This window comes from Nonomuraea sp. NPDC049309 (assembly GCF_043196965.1).
Taxonomy (GTDB): Bacteria; Actinomycetota; Actinomycetes; order Streptosporangiales; family Streptosporangiaceae; genus Nonomuraea; species Nonomuraea fastidiosa.
On sequence record NZ_JBICSH010000002.1, the window covers coordinates 1256623 to 1275629 of the forward strand.

Consider the following 19007-nt stretch of genomic DNA (forward strand, 5'->3'; position numbering starts at 1 on the left):
CCCTGGAGACCCCGTGAAGCACAGACCTCCGAACCTCCTGACACGCTTATCAAGACGGCTCGCCGTGGCCACCACCCTGATCCTCGCGGCGGGGTTGACCACGACCCTCGCGGCGACACCGGCCCAGGCGGCCGTGGCGTGCGACGTCACGTACGCGGCCAACGAGTGGACCAGCGGCCAGAACCAGGGCGGCTTCACCGCCAACATCACGCTCAAGAACACCGGCGACCCCATCAGCTCGTGGACCCTGGAATTCGACTTCCCGACCACGGGCCAGCAGTACACCCCGAGCGGCTGGGGTGCGAACTGGAGCCAGTCGGGCACCCACGTCACCGCCACCAGCATGCCGTACAACGGCGACCTGGCCACCGGCGACTCCGTCTCGATCGGCTTCAACGGCACCTGGACCGGCAGCAACCCGAGCCCGACCACGTTCAGCGTGAACGGCGTCACCTGCGGTGAGACCGGCTCCGCACCCACCGTCACGCTCACCTCGCCCACCGCGGGCCAGACGTTCACCGCCCCGGCCACCGTGCCGATCGCGGCCACCGCGTCCGACTCCGACGGCACCATCAGCAAGGTCGAGTTCTACCAGGGCACCACCCTGCTCGGCACCGACACCACCGCCCCCTACACCTACGACTGGACGAACGTCGAGGCCGGCAGTTACTCCATCACCGCCCGCGCCACCGACGACAGCGGCCTGGTCACCACCTCCGCGCCCGTCGGCATCACGGTCTCGCCGAACACCGGCCCGGCGCTCGTCGTCAGCCCGACGACGATCTCCGTGCCCGAGGGCGGCGAAGCCACCTTCAGCGTCCGCCTCTCGGAGGAGCCCTCATCGGACGTGACCGTCGGCGTCACCCGCGTCAGCGGTGACACCGACCTCACCGTCTCGCCCGAGTCCGCGACGTTCACCCCGAGCGACTACGACGAGGCGCAGACCTTCACGATCAGCGCGGCCGACGACGAGGACACGACCGCCGGCTCGGCCGTCTTCCGCGTCAGCGCGGACGGCTACACCGCCGTGGACGTGACCGCCAACGAGGCCGACGACGACGTCGGCGGCGACAACGAGTACGTACAGCGCTTCGTCGAGCTGTACAACGAGATCCACGACCCGGCCAACGGCTACTTCTCGCCCGAGGGCGTGCCGTACCACTCGATCGAGACGTTCATGGTCGAGGCGCCGGACCACGGCCACGAGACCACGTCCGAGGCCTACAGCTACTACCTGTGGCTGGAGGCCACCTACGGCCGGGTGACCGGCGACTGGTCGAAGTTCAACGCCGCGTGGGCGTCGATGGAGCAGTACATCATCCCGTCCACCGCCGACCAGCCGACGAACTCGTTCTACGACCCGTCGAAGCCGGCGACGTACGCCGCCGAGCACACCGACATCAGCGAGTACCCGACGCAGCTCGACAGCAGCGTGTCGGTCGGCTCCGACCCGATCGCGAACGAACTGGAGAGCGCGTACGGCACCCGCGACATCTACGGCATGCACTGGCTGCTGGACGTCGACAACACCTACGGCTTCGGCCGCTGCGGCGACGGCACCACCAAGCCCGCCTACATCAACACCTACCAGCGCGGGGCCGAGGAGTCGGTCTTCGAGACGATCCCGCAGCCGTCCTGCGACACGTTCGCGCACGGCGGCCCGAACGGCTACCTGGACCTGTTCACCAAGGACGACTCGTACGCCAAGCAGTGGAAGTACACCAACGCCCCCGACGCCGACGCCCGCGCGGTCCAGGTCGCTTACTGGGCGCTGACCTGGGCGAAGGAGCAGAACAAGGAGTCGGAGATCTCCGACACCGTGGCGAAGGCCGCCAAGATGGGCGACTACCTCCGCTACGCGATGTACGACAAGTACTTCAAGCAGCCCGGCTGCACGAGCCCCTCGTGCCCGGCCGGCACCGGCAAGAACGCCTCGCACTACCTGCTGAGCTGGTACTACGCGTGGGGCGGCGCGACCGACTCGAGCGCCGGCTGGGCCTGGCGCATCGGTTCGAGCCACAGCCACTCGGGCTACCAGAACCCGTTCGCCGCCTGGGCGCTGTCGAACGTGGACGAGCTCAAGCCGAAGAGCGCCACCGGCGCCAGCGACTGGAGCACCAGCCTCACCCGGCAGCTGCAGTTCTACACGTGGCTGCAGTCGGCCGAGGGCGGGATCGCCGGCGGCGCGACCAACAGCTGGGAGGGCCACTACGGCACGCCGCCGTCGGACCTGCCGAAGTTCCACGGCATGACCTACGACTGGCAGCCGGTCTACCACGACCCGCCGTCCAACCAGTGGTTCGGCTTCCAGGCGTGGACGATGGAGCGCGTGGCGGAGCTCTACTACGCCACCGGCAACTCCGACGCCAAGGCGCTGCTCGACAAGTGGGTGGAGTGGGCGCTCGACCACACCACGATCAACTCCGACGGCAGCTACGAGATCCCCTCCACGCTGGAGTGGACCGGCGCTCCCGCCGGTGACTTCGACTCCGACACCGGCATGCCGCCGGCCAACCCGGACCTGCACGTGACCGTCAAGGACTACACGCAGGACGTCGGCGTGGCCGGTGCGTACGCCAAGGCGCTGATGTACTACGCGGCCAAGGCGGACCACACCGAGGCCAGGGACACCGCCAAGGCGCTGCTCGACGGCGTCTGGGCCAACCGCGACGACAAGGGCGTCTCGGTGCCGGAGACCAAGTCCGACTACCAGCGCGTGGACGACCCGGTCTACGTGCCGGAGGGCTGGAGCGGCACGATGCCGAACGGCGACCCGATCAACTCGGACTCCACGTTCCTGTCGATCAGGTCGTTCTACGAGGACGACCCTGACTGGCCGAAGGTCAAGGACTTCCTCGACGGCAACGGGCCCGCCCCGGTCTTCAACTACCACCGGTTCTGGGCGCAGGTGGACGTCGCCGTCGCCCTCGCCGAGTACGGGCGGTTGTTCCCGTGAGAAAAGCGGTGATGATCGCCGCGGCGTCGCTGGTCCTGCCCCTTCTGGGGGCGGGGCCGGCGGCCCACGCCGCGAAGGACGCGCACGCCGCCGCAGCGCAGGCCGCGCCCGCCTTCGCCTACGGTGAGGCGCTGCAGAAGTCGCTGTGGTTCTACGAGGCCCAGCAGTCGGGCCGGCTGCCCGACTGGAACCGCGTCTCCTGGCGCGGCGACTCGGGCCTCGACGACGGCAAGGACGTCGGAGTCGACCTGACGGGCGGCTGGTACGACGCGGGCGACCACGTCAAGTTCGGCTTCCCGATGGCCTTCTCCGCCACCATGCTGGCCTGGGGCGCGGTCGAGTACCGCGACGCCTACGTCTCATCCGGCCAGCTCACCCACCTGCTCAACAACCTCAAGTGGGTCAACGACTACTTCATCAAGGCCCACCCGTCGCCGAACGTGCTCTACGGGCAGGTCGGCAACGGCGGCACCGACCACGCCTGGTGGGGCCCCGCCGAGGCGATGTCGATGGACCGGCCCGCGTACAAGATCGACGCCTCGTGCGGCGGGTCGGACCTGGCGGGCGAGACGGCGGCGGCCATGGCGGCCTCGTCGATCGTCTTCCGCCCGACGGACCCGTCCTACGCCGACACGCTGGTCACGCACGCCGAACAGCTCTACGACTTCGCCGACACCGTCCGGCAGAAGTACACCGACTGCATCACCGACGCCTCCAGCTACTACAACTCCTGGAGCGGCTACAACGACGAGCTGGTGTGGGGCGCGATCTGGCTCTATCGGGCCACGAACGACGAGTCCTACCTGGCCAAGGCCGAAGCCGAATACGCGAACCTCGGCACCGAGCCGCAGACCGACATCAAGTCGTACAAGTGGACGATCGCCTGGGACGACAAGTCGTACGGCGCGTACGTGCTGCTGTACAAGCTCACCGGCAAGCAGCAGTACCTGGACGACGCCAACCGCTGGCTCGACTGGTGGACGGTCGGCGTGGACGGCTCGAAGGTGGCGTACTCGCCGGGCGGGCAGGCCGTGCTCGACCGGTGGGGCTCGCTGCGCTACGCGGCCAACACCGCGTTCGCCGCGCTGGTGCACAGCGACACGATCACCGACGCCACGCGCAAGGCCCGCTACCACGACTTCGCGGTCCAGCAGATCAACTACGCGCTCGGCGACAACCCGCGCAACTCCTCGTACGTGATCGGCTTCGGCGACAACCCGCCGAAGAACCCGCACCACCGCACGGCGCACGGCTCGTGGACGGACCAGATCACCAACCCCGAGCAGACCCGTCACACGCTGTACGGCGCGCTCGTCGGCGGACCGCCCGACCCCAACGACGCCTACACCGACGAGCGCGACGACTACGTGATGAACGAGGTCGCCACCGACTACAACGCCGGCTTCACCAGCGCCGTCGCCCGGCTCTACCAGGAGTACGGCGGCGAGCCCGCGGCCGACTTTCCCGTCGAGGAGACCCCGGACGGTCCCGAGATCTTCGTCGAGGCGGGCGTGAACGCATCCGGCTCGACGTTCACCGAGATCAAGGCCATCGTGCGCAACCAGTCGGCCTGGCCGGCGCGGGTGCTGTCCGACGGCAAGTTCCGGTACTACTTCACGCTCGACGGCGACACCACCGCCTCGCAGATCAGCGTCTCCTCCGCCTACACCCAGTGCGAGGCGCCGACGCTGCACCAGGCGAGCGGCAGGACGTACTACGCGGAGATCGACTGCTCCGGCCAGGCCATCGCGCCCGCCGGCCAGTCGCAGCACCGCAGGGAGGTGCAGTTCCGGATCGCCAGCTCGGGGACGTGGGACCCGTCCAACGACTGGTCGTACCAGGACATCCCGACCACGCCGGGCGCCACCCCGGTGCGGACGGACCGCATCACCCTCTACAGCGGCGACACCAAGATCTGGGGTGAGCCGCCGGAGCAGGACGAAGAGGACACGACGCCGCCCAGCCGGCCGGGCACGCCCGAGATCTCCGCGATCACGGGCTCATCCGCCCGGCTCACCTGGACGGCCTCGACCGACGACGTGGGCGTGGTCGGCTACGACGTCTACCTGGGGTCCACCAAGGCAGGCACCGCCACCACCACGTCCTTCGACCTGACCGGGCTCACCCCTGCCACGTCCTACACCGTCCACGTGGTCGCAAGGGACGCGGCAGGCAACACCTCGGAGCCTTCCGAGACCGCGGAGTTCACCACCGAGGACTCCGCCGACGAGACGCCGCCCAGCCGGCCGGGCAAGCCGGAGGTGTCCGGGATCACCGCCACCGGCGCCCTCGTGAGCTGGGAGGCGTCAACGGACGACGTGGGCGTGGCCGGGTACGACGTCTACCTGGGGTCCACCAAGGCGGGCACGGCCACGACCACGTCGTTCGAGCTCACCGGGCTCAGCCCCGACACCGAGTACACGGTGAGCGTCGTGGCGCGGGACGCGGCCGGCAACAGCTCGCCCGCCTCCGAGAGCACGACCTTCACCACCTCGGGCTCGTCGCCGTCCGGCGGATGCTCCGCGACGTACACGCTGGTCAGCTCGTGGGACGGCGGCTACCAGGCCGACGTGACCGTCACCAACGAGGGCACCTCCGCGATCACCGGCTGGACCGTCTCCTGGAGCACCCAGAGCACGATCACCCAGCTCTGGGGCGGCAAGCACACCGCCTCCGGCGGCACGCTGACCGTCACCAACGAGGCGTGGAACGGCGGGCTCGCGCCCGGCGCGTCCGCCACGTTCGGCTTCATCGCCGACGGCACCTCCACGACCCCCGAGATCACCTGCACCACCGCGTGACAGACCCCGCCCCCGCCGCAGGAGCGGCGGGGGCGGTTCCACCGAACCCGTCGGCCCACAGGTGCGTATGAGGAGGTGAGGCGAACCCTAGAATCCCTGCCCGAACACCATCCCCGCCCGGATGGGACGGACGCGGCCGAACCTCCACTCGGCCGCGTCCGTGTTCTCCCGCCCTCTTCGTTCTCCCGCCCTCTTCACCCGCCTCTTCCTCGCTCCCCACCCGCTCTTCACGGCCCTTCGCCCACCTCCCCGCGCGCCTTCTCCCGGCCTCCCCATCGCGGAACTCGCCGCCTTCGCCCCCGGTCCTTCCCCACCGTTTCCAGCGCCCCTCTCCGTCGGCTTGCCCGTCGTCGCGAGCCGCACCCCCGAGCGACGAGGGGGACGGGAACGTCGCGCGAACCGGGGTCTCGCAGGAGCGTGACCGCCGCACCGATGCACCCGCTCAGGCGGTTAGGGCGGGGCGGTAGGTCGGCAGGACGGCGGGGGCGGGTGGGGTGGTCACGCGACGGGGCGTGTCGCTCACCGGCGAAGGTCCGCGCGGCGGGACGTGTTGCTCGTCGGTGAAGGTCTGTGCGGCGGGGCGTGTTGCTCGTCGGTGAAGGTCTGTGCGGCGGGCGTCGTCCGGGCGGGGCCGCCGCTCGCCGCCCTGCCCGCGCTGCCGTCCTGCCCGCACCGCCGTGCCTGCGCCGGCGCCGTGCCTGCGCCGGCGCCGCGCCTGCGCCGCCGCGTGTCCGCGCTGGCGCCCGTCCTGGGGCGGCGGTAGATCGCCTCGGGGGCGCCTGCCAGGGCGGGTTGGGGCGCCGGTCGGGGCGGTGGCGCGTGTGGCTCGTACGGCTTTTCCGCTCGGGCGCGCGTGGCCGGTGTCGGTGGTGGGCGGGGGTGTGACGTCCCCGCGCAGGCGGCTACTTGGCCGTCGACGTGGCCTGGGCGAAGCGTCGGCGGGCGGCTTCGATCGCGGTGTCGTCCTGGAAGTCCTCGAACGCCGCCTGATGGTAGCGCTCCGGGATGAGCCGCTTGACCCGCTCGGGGTAGCCGGGGCCGGGTTCGGGGATCTTGATCTGTGGCGGGATGCCGAGCTTCACGGCGATCGGCCCGGAGGCGCGGACGGACGCGGCCCACTCGGGGCTCTCGCCGGTGACGGCGCACATGTGGCGGGCGTAGACCCAGCGTACTTCGACCAGCGAGGTCGCGTTCGGCGGCTCGGTGCCGAAGGGTTCGACCGCGCAGACGACGCCGGATTCGAAGTTGTGCCCGTGGGCGTGGTGCTCGTCGGGCGACGCCTGTTCGAGTATCAGGGTCACCTGGGCGGCGAGCTCCTCGTTCAGCGCGGAGGAGGGCTGCCTGCTCGCGAAGAGCATCACCCCGGCCAGGGCGATCCCGGCCAGGGTGATGGTCGCCGCGATGAGCCCGCGACGCGAAGCGATCACGTGCTGCTGCAGGTCAGGCTCGGTGCGGGGTCCGGGATGGAGCCGGTTGCGTTGAACCCGAACGTGGTGGAGGCACCGGGCGCGAGCTGCCCGTTGTGCGTGGCGTTCGTGACCGACACGTTGGGCGCTTGGGCCGCGAGCACACCGTTCCACGGCGAGCCTTCGAAGTCCTGCCCGCCGGTGTAGGTCCACTTGACGGTCCAGCCGTTGATGGCGTTGGTGCCGGTGTTCGTGACCGTCACCTCACCCTGGAAGTGGCCGGCCCAGCCGGTGTCGGTGGCCTTCCAGGTGGCGGTGCAGTCGCCGTTGGGCTCCGGCTCCTCCGTCGGGTCGGGGTCGGGCGACGGGCCGGGGGAGCTGCCGTCGGGGCCGACGCCCGTGACCTCACCGTTGCCGCCGTCGAAGACGACGTCGGAGCAGCTGTAGAAGTTCTCGGCGCTGTCGGAACGGATCCAGTGCGTGAAGATGATGTGTCGGCCGCTCTTGCCGGACGGGAGCTGGGCGTCCCAGTAGTAGTAGTTCAGGCCGCCCGGTCCGCCGGATGCGGGCGGGTCGGTGACGCTGCCGAAGAGCTCCAGGTCGGACCACTTCAGCGGGCTGGTGGGGTCCCAGCCGTCCTTGGTGATGTAGTAGTCGAACCTGCCGGGGTGCTCGGCCCAGTTGCTGTGCCGCATCTGGATGGTGGCGCCCGAGGTCAGGTGGGTGGTCGGCCAGTCGGTACGCGCGGCGTTGTAGGCGGTGAAGTCGTACGGGCCGCCGGTGCCGCCGCTGCAGATCTGGCCGTCGGGGATGAAGCCGCTGGTCCGGCCGGCGCCGTCGGAGCGCAGGACGGCGAACCAGTTGTACAGGGGAGTGGTGCCGCTCTGGGCGACGGCATCGGCGCACGCGGGGTTGTACGGCTGGATCTGCCCGTTCTCCCGCAGGCCGTCCTGCCAGCACAGGAACGTGCGGCTGCCGGGGAACATGGCCACGCCGTGCGCCTGAGCCTGTGTGGGCACCATTAACACAGAGGTGATGAGGACCAGGACGGCGGTGATTCCCGCCGACTTGAACAACTTCATGTGGAGATTCCCTTGCGCTGACGACAGAGGAAACCTGCCCACGACCTGCCCGCCCGGCCAGCGCATTGAATCACGACTTTTCGGGATTCGACAATCTTCCGTGAAACTTTCATGCGATCTTGGTGCCGCTCGGCGCTGGTGACCGCCCGCCCCGGCCCTTGAAGTGCGCGAGGAAATGTTCGCCGGACGTTTCCCCGCCGGGATGCTGACGTTTGGGAGCGCTCCCACTACACTCCCCTCTCAGAGAGGCGGGAGCAGCACGCCATGAGGAACGCGCACATCCTTTCGTTCATCGGGGCGTTGTTCAGGCTCGGCAGGGTCGCGCCGCCGGCCCAGGGTGCACCGGTGATCTGGGAGAAGGGCGGTTCCACCGGCGCCGGGCCGATGATGTGGCTCGACCGGCAGGGCTCGATCCGGCCCAGCGGATCGCGGGCCGGCACCGCGAACCCGGCCGGCGCGACCTGGGAGGCGCGGTTCGGCGACACCGGCTGGAACGCCATCTCCTACGTGCGCACCTCGCCGGACGGGAGCTCGCAGGTGCCGAACGGTCACACCTGCGCCTGAGGCTCGCGCGGGCACGCTTTGCGAGGGGCCCGGCCCGCGCGAAACGAGGGGTACGGCTGGTGCTGCCGTACCCCTCACTCTTTACGGGACGAGGCGGTCGCGTCCTCGCACTCGGTTCAGGGACGGGACGGCCGCGCCCTCGTACTCGTTTGGCGGGACGGGATGGTCGCGTCCTCGTGCTCGGTTCACGGGGCGAGGCGGTCGCGTCCTCGCACTCGGTTCGCGGGGCGCGGCGGCCGCGCCCTCGTGCTGGAGTGGGGTGATCCTCCAGCACGGGGGCGCGGCCGTCAGTCGCGTTCCAGCGCGGCCTCGATGTCGTCCAGCCGGGCCTGCAGCTCGCTCAGGCAGGCGGGCCCCAGGCGGCCTTCGCGCAGCCGGTCGGAGAGCTTCTGCCGCAGCTCGCCCGTACGGGGTCCCTGCGCGGACGGCCCGTGCGCGGGGCCCTGGGCGGGGGCGACCACGGCGGCGAGCACCTGTTTGAGGTCGAGCACCACGTCGTCGTCCGTCGCGCCGCAGGGCGTCCTGGCCTCCAGCGTGGTCGTGAACTCGGCGGCGGCCTGCTCGAGCGTCCGCGCGGACGCGGGCGAGCGCTCCATCAGCCTGGCCGAGGGCGACGGCGGCACCGCCACCGGGTCGGGCGGCGCATCATGCTGCGGCGCCGACTGCTGGAACCACAGCAGCGCCGACAGCGCGAGCGCCGCCGAGCCGGCCACCGTGAGCCCACGCCGCACGTTGCGGCCGAGCGAGGCGGTGCCGAGCGCGCCGGTCAGCGCGGCGACGATCTGCGCGGCCGTCGGGCGGTCCTCGGGCCGGGGCGCCAGGCAGCGCTGGCAGAGCGTGGCGACGGCGTTCGGCACGCCGGTCACGCGGGGCGGCGGCTCGGTCCTGCGCGCCGCCTCGATCTCCTCCCACGTCGTCTCCGGGTACGGGGTGCGCCCGGTCAGCATGAGGTGCAGCAGCACGCCGAAGGCGTACACGTCCACGGCGGGATGCGTGGGCACGCCGAGCAGCCGCTCGGGGGCGACGTAAGGAGGCGTGCCGCGGTCGTCGTCGGGGTCGCCGGCCCAGGCCGCGATGCCGAAGTCGAGCAGCTTGGGCCCTGTGGGGGTGAGCAGCACGTTCTCGGCCGTGACGTCCCTGTGCACCAGGCCGCGGGCGTGCCCGGCCATCAGCACCCTGGCCAGGCGCAGCCCGATGGCGGCCGCCTCCTGCCAGGGCAGCGGGCCGTTCTGCTCGATGCGCTCGGCCAGCGGGGTGCCGTCGAGCAGCGGCATCACCACGTACGCGGCCACGCTGCCGCTGGTGGTGACGGTCTCGCCGTAGTCGTAGATCTCGATCGAGTCGGGGTGGATGAAGCGGGCGGCGGCGCGGGCCTCGCTGCGTACGCTGACCCGTTCGAGCGGGTCGTGCAGCGAGGCCGTGAGCACCTTGACCGCGACCATCCGGTGCAGAGATTGGTCGAAGGCGCGCCAGATGACCGACATGCCTCCGCGGGCCAGCGGATCCAGCAGCAGATACCGCCGGGCCAGGACGTCCCCAGGCTCAAGCCGACTCACGGATGACCAGTTCCGTGGGGAGTACCGGGTCGACGCCCGTCGCCCCGGTGAGGAGCAGCCGGGTGGCGACCGTGGCGAGCTCCTCGACGGGCTGGCGGATGGTGGTCAGGGCGGGGACGGTGTGCCGGGCCACCGGCGCGTCGTCGAACCCGATCACCGCGACGTCGGCGGGCACCTTGCGTCCGGCTCTGCGCAGTGCCTGGATGGCGCCTGCCGCCATGAGGTCGGAGGCCACGAACACGGCGTCGAGCCCGGGTGCGTGGCGCAGCAGCCACTGCATGGCGTGGGTGCCTGAGGCCGCGGTGAAGTCGCCGTACGCGACGGGGACGTCGGGCGCCCCGGCCGCCTGGAGGGTGCGGACGAGGCCCTCCAGCCGGTCGCGGGCGCCGGGTAAGGAGGGCGGGCCGCCGATGGCGGCGACGTTGCGGCGGCCGGTGAGCAGGAAGTGCTCGGCCGCCTGGCGGCCTCCGTCGAGGTTGTCGACGTCGGCGAACGGAAGCTTGAGGTCGTGGGGCGGCCGGCCGATGTTGCGTACCGGGATGCCCGACGTGGATAACTTGATGGCCAGGGGGTGGCGCTCTCGGGCGCCGATGATGAGCACCGAGCCGGATAAGGAGGGCAGCGTGGACGAGGTCGGGGTGACGGTGGTCACCATGAGGTGGGTGCCGTGTTCGCTGATCACGGCACCTGCGGCGGACAGGAGCCGGGCGTAGTAGGGCTCGGAGAAAAGCCGGGGCAGGTGGTCGCAGATCACTGCCGTCACGCCGTCGGTGCTGGTCTTGGCGGCGCTTCCCCGGGGTGCGCGTTGTCGGACATATCCCATTCGGGATACGGCGTCGTAGACTTGGCGGCGGGTCGAGGTACTGACCCGCACCGAGCCCGTGAGGACTCTTGATGCGGTCGCGGGGGAAACCCCTGCAGCGGCCGCCACTTGTGCCAGTGTGGGCTGCTCGGTCATGGAGCACCTCGCGGAAAGATCCTGGGAGCGCTCCCACGTTACCAATGTTTCGCCGTTGTTAATAGGGCCTTTGCTGAGAGTGCGTCCGCGTGTGCGGACGCACCGTGAATTTGCTCAGCTAGAGGCGGTGGTAACCCGGAGAGGTTTCCGCGAGGTCAACTGATCACAGCGGTATTTCCGTGCCCGATTTGTCTTATCCGACAATGAGGAAACCGCTCCTATCGATGATCGTCAGAAGTCGGTGTCGGCCTCCTCGAGACGGTCGACGCCGTCGTCGTTGGTGGCGTCGTCCGACGAGGTCTTGCGGGGTGCGCAGCCCGAGCCGCAGCCGCCGAAGCGGGCGGTGTTCACCGGGTGGAAGTCGGTGGGCGGCACGCCCTTCAGCGCGGCCATCATCGTGTCCTTCCAGATCGGCCCGGGGATCGAGGAGCCGAAGACGGAGGGGTAGTAGCGCCCGCCGATGGTGATGTTGTTCAGCTTGTGGTCCTGCGCGCCGCGCGGGTCGCCGATGCTGACCGCGCCCGCGAGGTCGGGCGTGAACCCGGCGAACCAGGCGGTGGCCTGGTTGTCCGTCGTGCCCGTCTTGCCGGCGGCGGGCCGGCCGATGCCGCCCACGCCCCGCATGGTGCCCTTGGTGAACACGCCCGACAGGATGTTCGCCGCCGCGTCGGCGACCTCGGGGTCGAGCACCTGCTTGCACTGCGGGCGGTAGGTGGTCACCTTGCCGTTGCGGTCGGTGATCTTGGTGATGGCCATCGGCTTGCAGTACTTGCCGCGCGCGCCCAGCGAGGCGTAGGCGTTGGCCACCGTCACCGGGTCCATCTCGTTGGTGCCGAGCGTGAACGTCTCATACTCGGTCAGCGGCAGTCCGTCGGAGCGGTGGATGCCCAGCGACTTGGCGGTCTTGATCGTCTCGCACAGGCCCACCTTCTGCTCCAGCATGACGAAGAAGGTGTTCACCGACTGCCAGGTGCCGGTGGCCAGCGTCTTGAAGCCGCCGCCGCCCTCGTCGTTGGTGACGGTGTGGGTGGGGTCGCCGATGTTCTCCTTCTTGCAGTTCTTGAACGACGAGTAGTACGGCGCGCGGTAACCGCTGCCCACGGAGAACCCGTCGTTGATCTTCCAGCCCTGCTTCAGCGCGGTGACCAGCGTGAACGTCTTGAACGTCGAGCCCGCCTGGAAGCCGGTGCCGCCGCCGTGCTGCGCGTCGGCGACGACGTTGTACGACATCTCCTTCTTGCGCTTGTTGTTGCCGTACTTGCGGCTGGCCGCCATCGCCTTGATCTGGCCGGTGCCCGGCTGGATCAGCGCCTCGGCGGCCACCGGGTCGTCAGAGGCGAAGACGTGCTTCTTGATCGCCCGCTCGGCGGCCGCCTGCATCTTCGGGTCGAGCGTGGTCTGGATGGTCAGGCCGCCCCGGTTGAGGAACTGCGCCCGCGCTCTGGCCGTCTTGCCGAAGGCCGGGTTGCTCAGCACCTCGTTGCGCACGTACATGCAGAAGTACGGGTACTTGCTGGCGGTGCAGCCACCGGGCAGCGGGGTGCCCTTGTAGCCGAGCGGCTTGGCCTTGGCCGCCGCGGCCTCCTCGGGGGTGATCTTCTTCAGCTCGGCCATCCGGTCGAGCACCACGTTGCGCCGGGCGAGCAGGCGCTTGCGCTGCGCCCTGCCGAGGTTGGGGTCGGTCGCGTTCGGGTCCTGCACGGCGCCGGCCAGGGTCGCGGCCTGCGCGAGGTTGAGCTCGGAGGCGTGGACGCCGAAGAAGCGCTTGGCGGCGGCCTCGATGCCGTTGGCGTGAGCGCCGAAGTAGGCGATGTTGAGGTACTTCTCCAGGATCTCGTCCTTGGTGTACTTCTCCTCGACCGCCATCGCGTAGCGCAGCTCCTTGAGCTTGCGCGCGTAGCTGGCCTCAAGGGCGGCGTTGCGCTCCTTTTCAGTGGTGGCCGAGTTGAGCAGCACCTGCTTGACGTACTGCTGGGTGATGGACGAGCCGCCCTGGGCGATGCCACCGGAGGAGAGGTTCTTGGCCAGGGCGCGCAGGGTGCCCTCGATGTCGATGGCGCCGTGCTCGTAGAAGCGGAAGTCCTCGATGGAGATGATGGCCGTCTTCATGATGGGCGCGACCTGGTCGAGGGTGACCGACTCGCGGTACTGCTCCCAGAACTGCGCGATCACGTTGCCCCTGGCGTCGACGACCGTGGTCTTCTCCGCGAGCGGGGGCTCTTTGAGCTCTTCGGGTTTGATCCCGAGTTCCTCGGATGCCGAGACGAATATCGCTCCTGTGCCGCCGACCGCGGGCAACGCGACGGCGGCGGCCAGCACGCCGGCCGCCGCAGCGGCCGCCGTCAGGCGCGCGACACTCGACAAACGGGAACCCATGGTGGTAAACCCCTCCCACTTGTGGCAATAGGGTGCATCCTAAACCCGGGCATCACATGCTCCGCGTAAAAGCTTGGACGTCACTCGGGCCCCGAAAGTTGTGCGGGATCGGCGTTTTTCGCGGGGATCCTGGGTATAACCGTTGTTTGCCCAGCTTGTGACTGCCATGGTCCGCGCGGTCTCCTGCGGCGGCTGAGATTCCCTCAAGCCGCGGGCAAGGATGCGTGTCGCCTGCCGTGTCCCCCGGCCCCAACTGGCAACGTCTACCAGGCCATTTCTTCCTGCGCCTTGGTGGAGGGGCTTATGCGTCACGTCGGGGAAGGTGAGCACGTCGACCGGCTGCTCGCCGCCGCCAGGACCTGCTGGGGAGACGGCCCGGGCGGCGACGGATACGTCGCGGTCGAGGCGTACGACGCGGACCTGCGGGCCGTGGCGAGGACGCTGCTGCTGGCGCGGGCGCTCTGCGCGCACCTCGGGACGCGGCTGGTCGCGCGCACCCGCCCGGAATGGGCCCGGCTCGCCGTGGCCTTCGGCGCCACCGACACCACACCAGACCAGCCGCCCGCCGCCGTGGTCACCACGGTGGCCGACCGCTCGGTGCCCAGGGAGATCCCCGTCCTCCACGTCCACGGCACGGGCTCGCTCCAGGCGTACGCGCTCTTCCCCGACCACGGGGCCTGCTCGATCGACGAGGAGCTGCCCGCCAGGGTCGGCGCGTTCTTCGAGCGGCACGTCTGGCCACGGCGCCACGAGATCAGGCCGGGCGCCGAACGGGCCACCCGGCGGGCGCGGCGCGGCTACCAGGTCCGTACGGATACCGAGCGCCGCCAGCTCCGCCACTACGGCTGCTCCAGGCTCGGCCTCGACCCCGACCGCCCCACCATCACCGTCCACGCCCACGCACCCGGGCGCGACGACCGGATGTTCGGCGCGCTCACCCGGTTCGCCTCCAGCGACGAGTCCGCCAACTGGCTCTTCCACGACCCCGTCACCGGCCACTCCCGCGTCCGCCGGGTGGACGGCCGGCTCTCCACGAATCTGCTGTGGAGCATGACCGACGCGGCGGTCACGTTCGGCGAGAGCGACCTGCCGGCGTTCGGCATCCCCGTCATCCAGGCCGGCTGGTCGGAGGGCCGCGCGTGCGGCGCCGTCCACGCCCCGGCCACCCCGTCGGAGCTGCGCGCCCTGCTCGGCGAGGCCATCGCCAAGCACGCCAAGGGCGAGAGCATCCTCGGCCCCGAGCAGCGCGAGCGCGCCAGGCTCTGGCTCTGGCTGCGCCGCTGCGGCGCGGACGTGCCGAGCCAGCTTCTGCCCCACTGGGAGCAGGGCGACGACTACGCGCGCGTGCTCGCCGTCAACCTGCGGCACGCCGAGCCCGACGGAGATCCCCTCTTCAGCGCCGTGGCCCGGCTGTGGGAGCGGCGCGACCCCATGCTCACCCGCTTCGACTTCCACGATCAGGACATCACGTGCACCCCCTGGAGGAACATCCGATGAGCAGCACAGGATCGGTCACCGACGTCGACCCGGTGATCCTTCCCGCCATCCCGCCCGTCCACCTGAACAGCGGCAAGGTCGCCGCGCTGCAGGTGACCGACCGGCTGCGCCGAGGCACGCAGATCGTGGGCAGGTTCGAGACCTCGGGGCTGGCCGGGTTCAAGGTCTCGGCGCAGGGAAGGCCGCTGCGGGTGCACGTCTCGCTGTCCACCGACGAGCGGTCGGTCAGCGGCTGGCACGAGGGACGCGCCGAGCCGGTCGGGCCCGTGCCGCGCTTCGTCCAGATCAGGTCCCAGGGGCGGATGCGGCAGTGCGTGCTGCTGCGCGGCCGCAGGGCGCACGCCAAGGTCGCCTTCGACCTCACGCCCGAGGAGATCCCCGACGACGGCCTCATCTGCATCGAGGTGCTGGACATCACCGAGGGCGACGGCGTGCACCCCGACGTGCGCGACGCCGTCTCCGGGCGGATCGCCGCCGACGGCGCGGCCGGGGTGCGGCTGGACAAGGTCGTCTTCGAGGAGCCGCCACCGGTGGACTACGACCCCGATACGCTCGACGGGGCGCGCTGCGAGCTGTACGGGCTGATCAGCGCGGGCGGCCTGGCGAACGCCCACCGGCAGGGCTCGCGGGCGCTGCGCTCCGGCATGCTCGTCATGAACCCCGTGCTCAAAGACCGGTTCGGCGCCAAGAAGAAGATCACCCTGCGGCTCGGCACCCGCGCGGAGGCGGTCAGCATGATCCCCGCGACCTGGCGGCGGTTCAACAGCGAGCTGCGCTGGCTGCGGCACGCCACCAGGAAACTGCTGCACTCGGCCGCGCCCAGGGTGGAGCGGGTGCTCAGCATCAGGGACGGCGATCTGGGGGAGCCGGACCAGAGCGAGCAGGGGAACGTGACCGAGCTGGTGCTGCCGGGCCTGACCGGGGCGCCGCTGCTGGTGCTGCTCGGGCCGACGCCCGACTGCGTGCCGACGCTGGAATCGGGCACGCAGTCCGACTGAGGCGCGCGCGTTTCGCAAAGCCGGAGCTTCGCGTCGTGTCGCCGGGAGCCTCGTGCCGATGACACCCGGAACTTCGCGTCGCCGGGAACTTCGCGTCGTGACGGCCGGATTTCGCGTGTGGCCTGGCGCCGGGACACGCGTCACCCGCGGCCCCTCGAATCAGCGATCACCTGTGAGAACGCCGCTGCGTGGGCAGTGTCTATCTGTGAACAGGAGCGGATTGCTGATCGAGACGACCCGGCACTTCCACTGCACGGTCGTCCGGGCCGCCGGCGTGCTCGATCACGCCGGCCGCGAGCGCTTCAGCTCCTGCGTCAACACCGTATGGAACTGGTCGGTCGGCCCCGTCCTCGTCTTCGACCTGGCCGACCTCGACTTCTACGACGCCTCGATCATCGGCGTGCTCGGCATGGTCATGCAGCGCATGGAGGAAGAGGGAGGCGGCGGCCGGATCATCCTGGTCCGGCCCAACGCCCACCTGCTCACCGTGCTGCGGCTGACCGGCCTGCTGCCGCACGTGGAGCTGCGCGACAGCGTGGCCGAGACGCTGGCCGAGCTGGCCCTTCATCCAGCAGAGCACCCGTCCGAGCCGCCGCCGGTCGCGGACGAGCGGCCCCGCGCCACCGGGTGAGCCGTCACAGCCCGTACGTCTCCAGCAGCCGCAGCCAGATCTCGCTCACCGTCGGGAACGACGGCACCGCGTGCCAGAGCCGGTCGAGCGGCACCTCGGCCGTCACCGCGATCGTCGCCGCGTGCAGCAGCTCGGCCGCGCCGGGACCGGCGAACGTGACGCCGAGCAGCACCTTCCTGTCCTCGTCCACCACGGCCTTGGCCTTGCCGCGGTAGCCGTCGCCCAGCAGGTACGCCCCGGTGACCGCGCCCATGTCGTACTCGACCGCCCGCACGCGGAAGCCGTCGGCGCGGGCCTGCTCCTCCGTGCGGCCCACCGCGCACACCTGCGGGTCAGTGAAGACGACCTGGGGCGAGCCGTAGCCGTAGGCGAGGTCGCGCATCGCGGGCAGCTCGTCGCCGCGCGCCCTCGCGGCGATCACGTCGCCGCAGATCCGCGCCTGGTACTTGCCCATGTGCGTGAGCAGCGCCCGGCCGTTGACGTCGCCCACGGCGTACAGCCAGCCATCGGGCACGCCGGTGGCCCGCATGCTGTCGTCCACCTCGACGGGGACGTCGTCCGGCAGGCCGACCGTGTCGAGGCCGAGCCCGCGCGTGGCGACATGGCGGCCCGTCGCGACCAGCAGCTCGTCGGCCTCGATCGGCGGGCCGTCGCTCAGGTGCACGGTGACCTTGCCGCCCGGCTCCGGCCGCTCGACGCGCTCCATGGTCGTGGTGAAGCGCACGTCGATGCCGGATTCGGCGAACGACTGCGCGACCAGCTCGCCGGCGAACGGCTCCATGCGGCCGAGCAGGCGGCTCCCGCGTACCAGGACGGTCGTCTGGCGGGCGCCAAGCCCGTGCATGGCCTGCGCCATCTCGCAGGCGACCACGCCGCCGCCCAGCACCACCAGCCGCTCCGGGATCGAGGTCGCCGCCGTCACCTCGTGGCTCGTCCACGGCTTCGCCTCCGCCAGACCCGGCACCGGCGGCACGGCGGCGGTGCTGCCGGTGGCGAGCACGACGGCCTGGCGGGCGGTCAGCACGCGCTCGCCGCCGTCCTCCGTGGTGACCCGCACCCGCTTGGGGCCGTCGAGCCTGCCGCGGCCCCGTACGAACTCGGCGGGGACGCTCTCGATCCAGCGCACCTGCCCGCCGTCGTCGTAGCCGGACACCGCCTCGTCCCGCCTGGCCAGCACCTTCCGCACGTCGATCTCGCCCAGCGTCATCCCGGGCACCCTGGACACCTCCGCCGCGAGATCGACCGGCCGCAGCAGCGTCTTGCTGGGAACGCACGCCCAGTAGGAGCACTCGCCACCGGCCAGGCGCTCCTCGACGATGGCGGCGGTCAGCCCGCCGCGCACGGCGCGGTCCACCACGTTCTCTCCTGCGGGCCCGGCGCCGATCACGATCACATCGAACTCATCCGCCACCGCTGCCTCCCCGAACACTCGTCCCGGTCTTTCAGCCGATGCTTTCACGCCCGGCCGCCTGACGCAGCGACCGGCCTGCGGTACGGGCTCGTCGGGGTGAGGTGAAGGAGGCCCGCGGCCAGGGGGTGGCAGGGCGTCTGCGGTGGTCGGAGCGCTCGGGACGGTGGCCGGCGAGGGCTGGGCGCTTGCCGACGGTGGCCGGTGAGGGGCGGGACGTTCGGGACGGTGGCCGGCGAGGGGCGGGGCGCTCAGGGCGGCGCTCAGCGGAGGCGGCGGGGGGACGGTTGCACGGTGCGGAGGCGGGGGAGATGGCGGCGGGCGGGGCCGGCCGGGCGGTACGCGGTCACGCCGGCCGCCGCCAGGGCCTCCGCCATGGAGGCGAACACCGGGATCGCCGCGTCCGCCTGCTCGCCCATCAGCGCGATGAGGCGGCGCAGCGGCGGGCGGGCCTCGGCGACGGCCAGGTGCCCGCCCTTGGCCCGCAGCGCGCGGTGGGTGAGCGCGAGCCGTTCGACGCCGTTGAGATCGCAGAACCACAGCTCCCCGGCCGCGATGAGCACGTGCGTGAGCGGCGATTTGGGCACGGGGTCGAGGAACGAGGCCAGCAGGGGCCGGGTGGTGTGGTCCAGCTCGCCGGTCAGGGTGATCACCAGGGTCGTGTGATCGATGGGAACGAGCCGGACGGACAGTTGCATCATCGCGAGCCCCCCTCTCAGAACATGGGGCGCGTGAGCCGGTGCCCATCTTCCTTCCCCGGCCGGCCCGGCGATA

General features: G+C 70.9%; 13 protein-coding genes. 6 read left to right on the top strand and 7 right to left on the bottom strand.

The window, feature by feature from the left end; genetic code table 11:
• Positions 1 to 64 precede the first annotated feature (64 nt).
• Positions 65 to 2956: a glycoside hydrolase family 48 protein gene (locus ACGFIM_RS19855; RefSeq protein ID WP_393202186.1), complete on the top strand. Its 2892-nt coding sequence runs from the start codon at positions 65 to 67 to the stop codon at positions 2954 to 2956.
• 11 nt (positions 2957 to 2967) lie between these two features.
• Positions 2968 to 5757 (top strand): glycoside hydrolase family 9 protein, encoded by a 2790-nt coding sequence (locus tag ACGFIM_RS19860; RefSeq protein WP_393202595.1) that lies wholly within the window; start codon positions 2968 to 2970, stop codon positions 5755 to 5757.
• A gap of 902 nt (positions 5758 to 6659) precedes the next feature.
• On the opposite strand, the gene ACGFIM_RS19865 is transcribed toward ACGFIM_RS19860, so the two are convergent.
• Entirely contained in the window at positions 6660 to 7184 is a 525-nt protein-coding gene (locus ACGFIM_RS19865) for a hypothetical protein (protein WP_393202188.1), read from the bottom strand.
• Positions 7181 to 8245 carry a lytic polysaccharide monooxygenase gene (locus ACGFIM_RS19870; RefSeq protein ID WP_393202190.1) on the bottom strand — a complete coding sequence of 355 codons (1065 nt, stop codon included), beginning with the start codon at positions 8243 to 8245 and terminating at the stop codon, positions 7181 to 7183. Before ACGFIM_RS19870 ends, ACGFIM_RS19865 begins: the two co-directional genes overlap by 4 nt.
• 264 nt (positions 8246 to 8509) lie before the next feature.
• Here ACGFIM_RS19870 and ACGFIM_RS19875 point away from each other — a divergent pair, with 264 nt between their 5' ends.
• A complete protein-coding gene (locus ACGFIM_RS19875) occupies positions 8510 to 8809 on the top strand; it encodes a hypothetical protein (RefSeq protein ID WP_393202192.1) in 300 nt (99 codons plus the stop codon).
• Positions 8810 to 9096: 287 nt separating this feature from the next.
• On the opposite strand, the gene ACGFIM_RS19880 is transcribed toward ACGFIM_RS19875, so the two are convergent.
• From ACGFIM_RS19880 to ACGFIM_RS19890, 3 genes are all read right to left on the bottom strand, one after another.
• Complete coding sequence (locus tag ACGFIM_RS19880; protein WP_393202194.1) at positions 9097 to 10365, bottom strand: serine/threonine-protein kinase; 1269 nt, start codon at positions 10363 to 10365, stop codon at positions 9097 to 9099.
• Complete coding sequence (locus ACGFIM_RS19885; RefSeq protein ID WP_393202196.1) at positions 10352 to 11323, bottom strand: LacI family DNA-binding transcriptional regulator; 972 nt, start codon at positions 11321 to 11323, stop codon at positions 10352 to 10354. The genes ACGFIM_RS19880 and ACGFIM_RS19885 overlap by 14 nt, the downstream gene beginning before the upstream one ends.
• Before the next feature lie 231 nt (positions 11324 to 11554).
• A complete protein-coding gene (locus tag ACGFIM_RS19890) occupies positions 11555 to 13687 on the bottom strand; it encodes a transglycosylase domain-containing protein (RefSeq protein ID WP_393202198.1) in 2133 nt (710 codons plus the stop codon).
• A 315-nt stretch (positions 13688 to 14002) separates the two neighbouring features.
• Here ACGFIM_RS19890 and ACGFIM_RS19895 point away from each other — a divergent pair, with 315 nt between their 5' ends.
• The 3 genes from ACGFIM_RS19895 to ACGFIM_RS19905 all read left to right on the top strand — a co-directional run bounded on the left by ACGFIM_RS19895 (position 14003) and on the right by ACGFIM_RS19905 (position 16825).
• The gene (locus ACGFIM_RS19895; protein ID WP_393202200.1) at positions 14003 to 15196 is read left to right on the top strand and encodes a hypothetical protein; all 1194 of its coding nucleotides are present in this window, start codon (positions 14003 to 14005) and stop codon (positions 15194 to 15196) included.
• The gene (locus ACGFIM_RS19900) at positions 15193 to 16194 is read left to right on the top strand and encodes a hypothetical protein (RefSeq protein ID WP_393202202.1); all 1002 of its coding nucleotides are present in this window, start codon (positions 15193 to 15195) and stop codon (positions 16192 to 16194) included. Before ACGFIM_RS19895 ends, ACGFIM_RS19900 begins: the two co-directional genes overlap by 4 nt.
• Before the next feature lie 205 nt (positions 16195 to 16399).
• Positions 16400 to 16825 carry an STAS domain-containing protein gene (locus ACGFIM_RS19905; protein WP_393202204.1) on the top strand — a complete coding sequence of 142 codons (426 nt, stop codon included), beginning with the start codon at positions 16400 to 16402 and terminating at the stop codon, positions 16823 to 16825.
• 4 nt (positions 16826 to 16829) lie between these two features.
• Here the strand turns inward: ACGFIM_RS19905 and ACGFIM_RS19910 are convergent, their stop codons facing one another.
• Both ACGFIM_RS19910 and ACGFIM_RS19915 read right to left on the bottom strand, forming a co-directional pair.
• On the bottom strand, positions 16830 to 18236 hold the full coding sequence (locus ACGFIM_RS19910) for a dihydrolipoyl dehydrogenase family protein (protein ID WP_393202206.1): 1407 nt from the start codon (positions 18234 to 18236) through the stop codon (positions 16830 to 16832).
• A 260-nt stretch (positions 18237 to 18496) separates the two neighbouring features.
• Positions 18497 to 18934, bottom strand: a complete 438-nt coding sequence (locus ACGFIM_RS19915) for an STAS domain-containing protein (protein WP_393202208.1) — start codon at positions 18932 to 18934, stop codon at positions 18497 to 18499.
• Positions 18935 to 19007: the final 73 nt, after the last annotated feature.

Excerpts from the sequence above, each read along its gene's own strand:
- ACGFIM_RS19895 (WP_393202200.1), top strand. The coding sequence starts at position 14,003 with ATGCGTCACGTCGGGGAAGGTGAGCACGTCGACCGGCTGCTCGCCGCC.
- ACGFIM_RS19885 (WP_393202196.1), bottom strand. The coding sequence starts at position 11,323 with ATGACCGAGCAGCCCACACTGGCACAAGTGGCGGCCGCTGCAGGGGTT.
- ACGFIM_RS19860 (WP_393202595.1), top strand. The coding sequence starts at position 2,968 with ATGATCGCCGCGGCGTCGCTGGTCCTGCCCCTTCTGGGGGCGGGGCCG.
- ACGFIM_RS19900 (WP_393202202.1), top strand. The coding sequence starts at position 15,193 with ATGAGCAGCACAGGATCGGTCACCGACGTCGACCCGGTGATCCTTCCC.
- ACGFIM_RS19915 (WP_393202208.1), bottom strand. The coding sequence starts at position 18,934 with ATGATGCAACTGTCCGTCCGGCTCGTTCCCATCGATCACACGACCCTG.
- ACGFIM_RS19875 (WP_393202192.1), top strand. The coding sequence starts at position 8,510 with ATGAGGAACGCGCACATCCTTTCGTTCATCGGGGCGTTGTTCAGGCTC.
- ACGFIM_RS19870 (WP_393202190.1), bottom strand. The coding sequence starts at position 8,245 with ATGAAGTTGTTCAAGTCGGCGGGAATCACCGCCGTCCTGGTCCTCATC.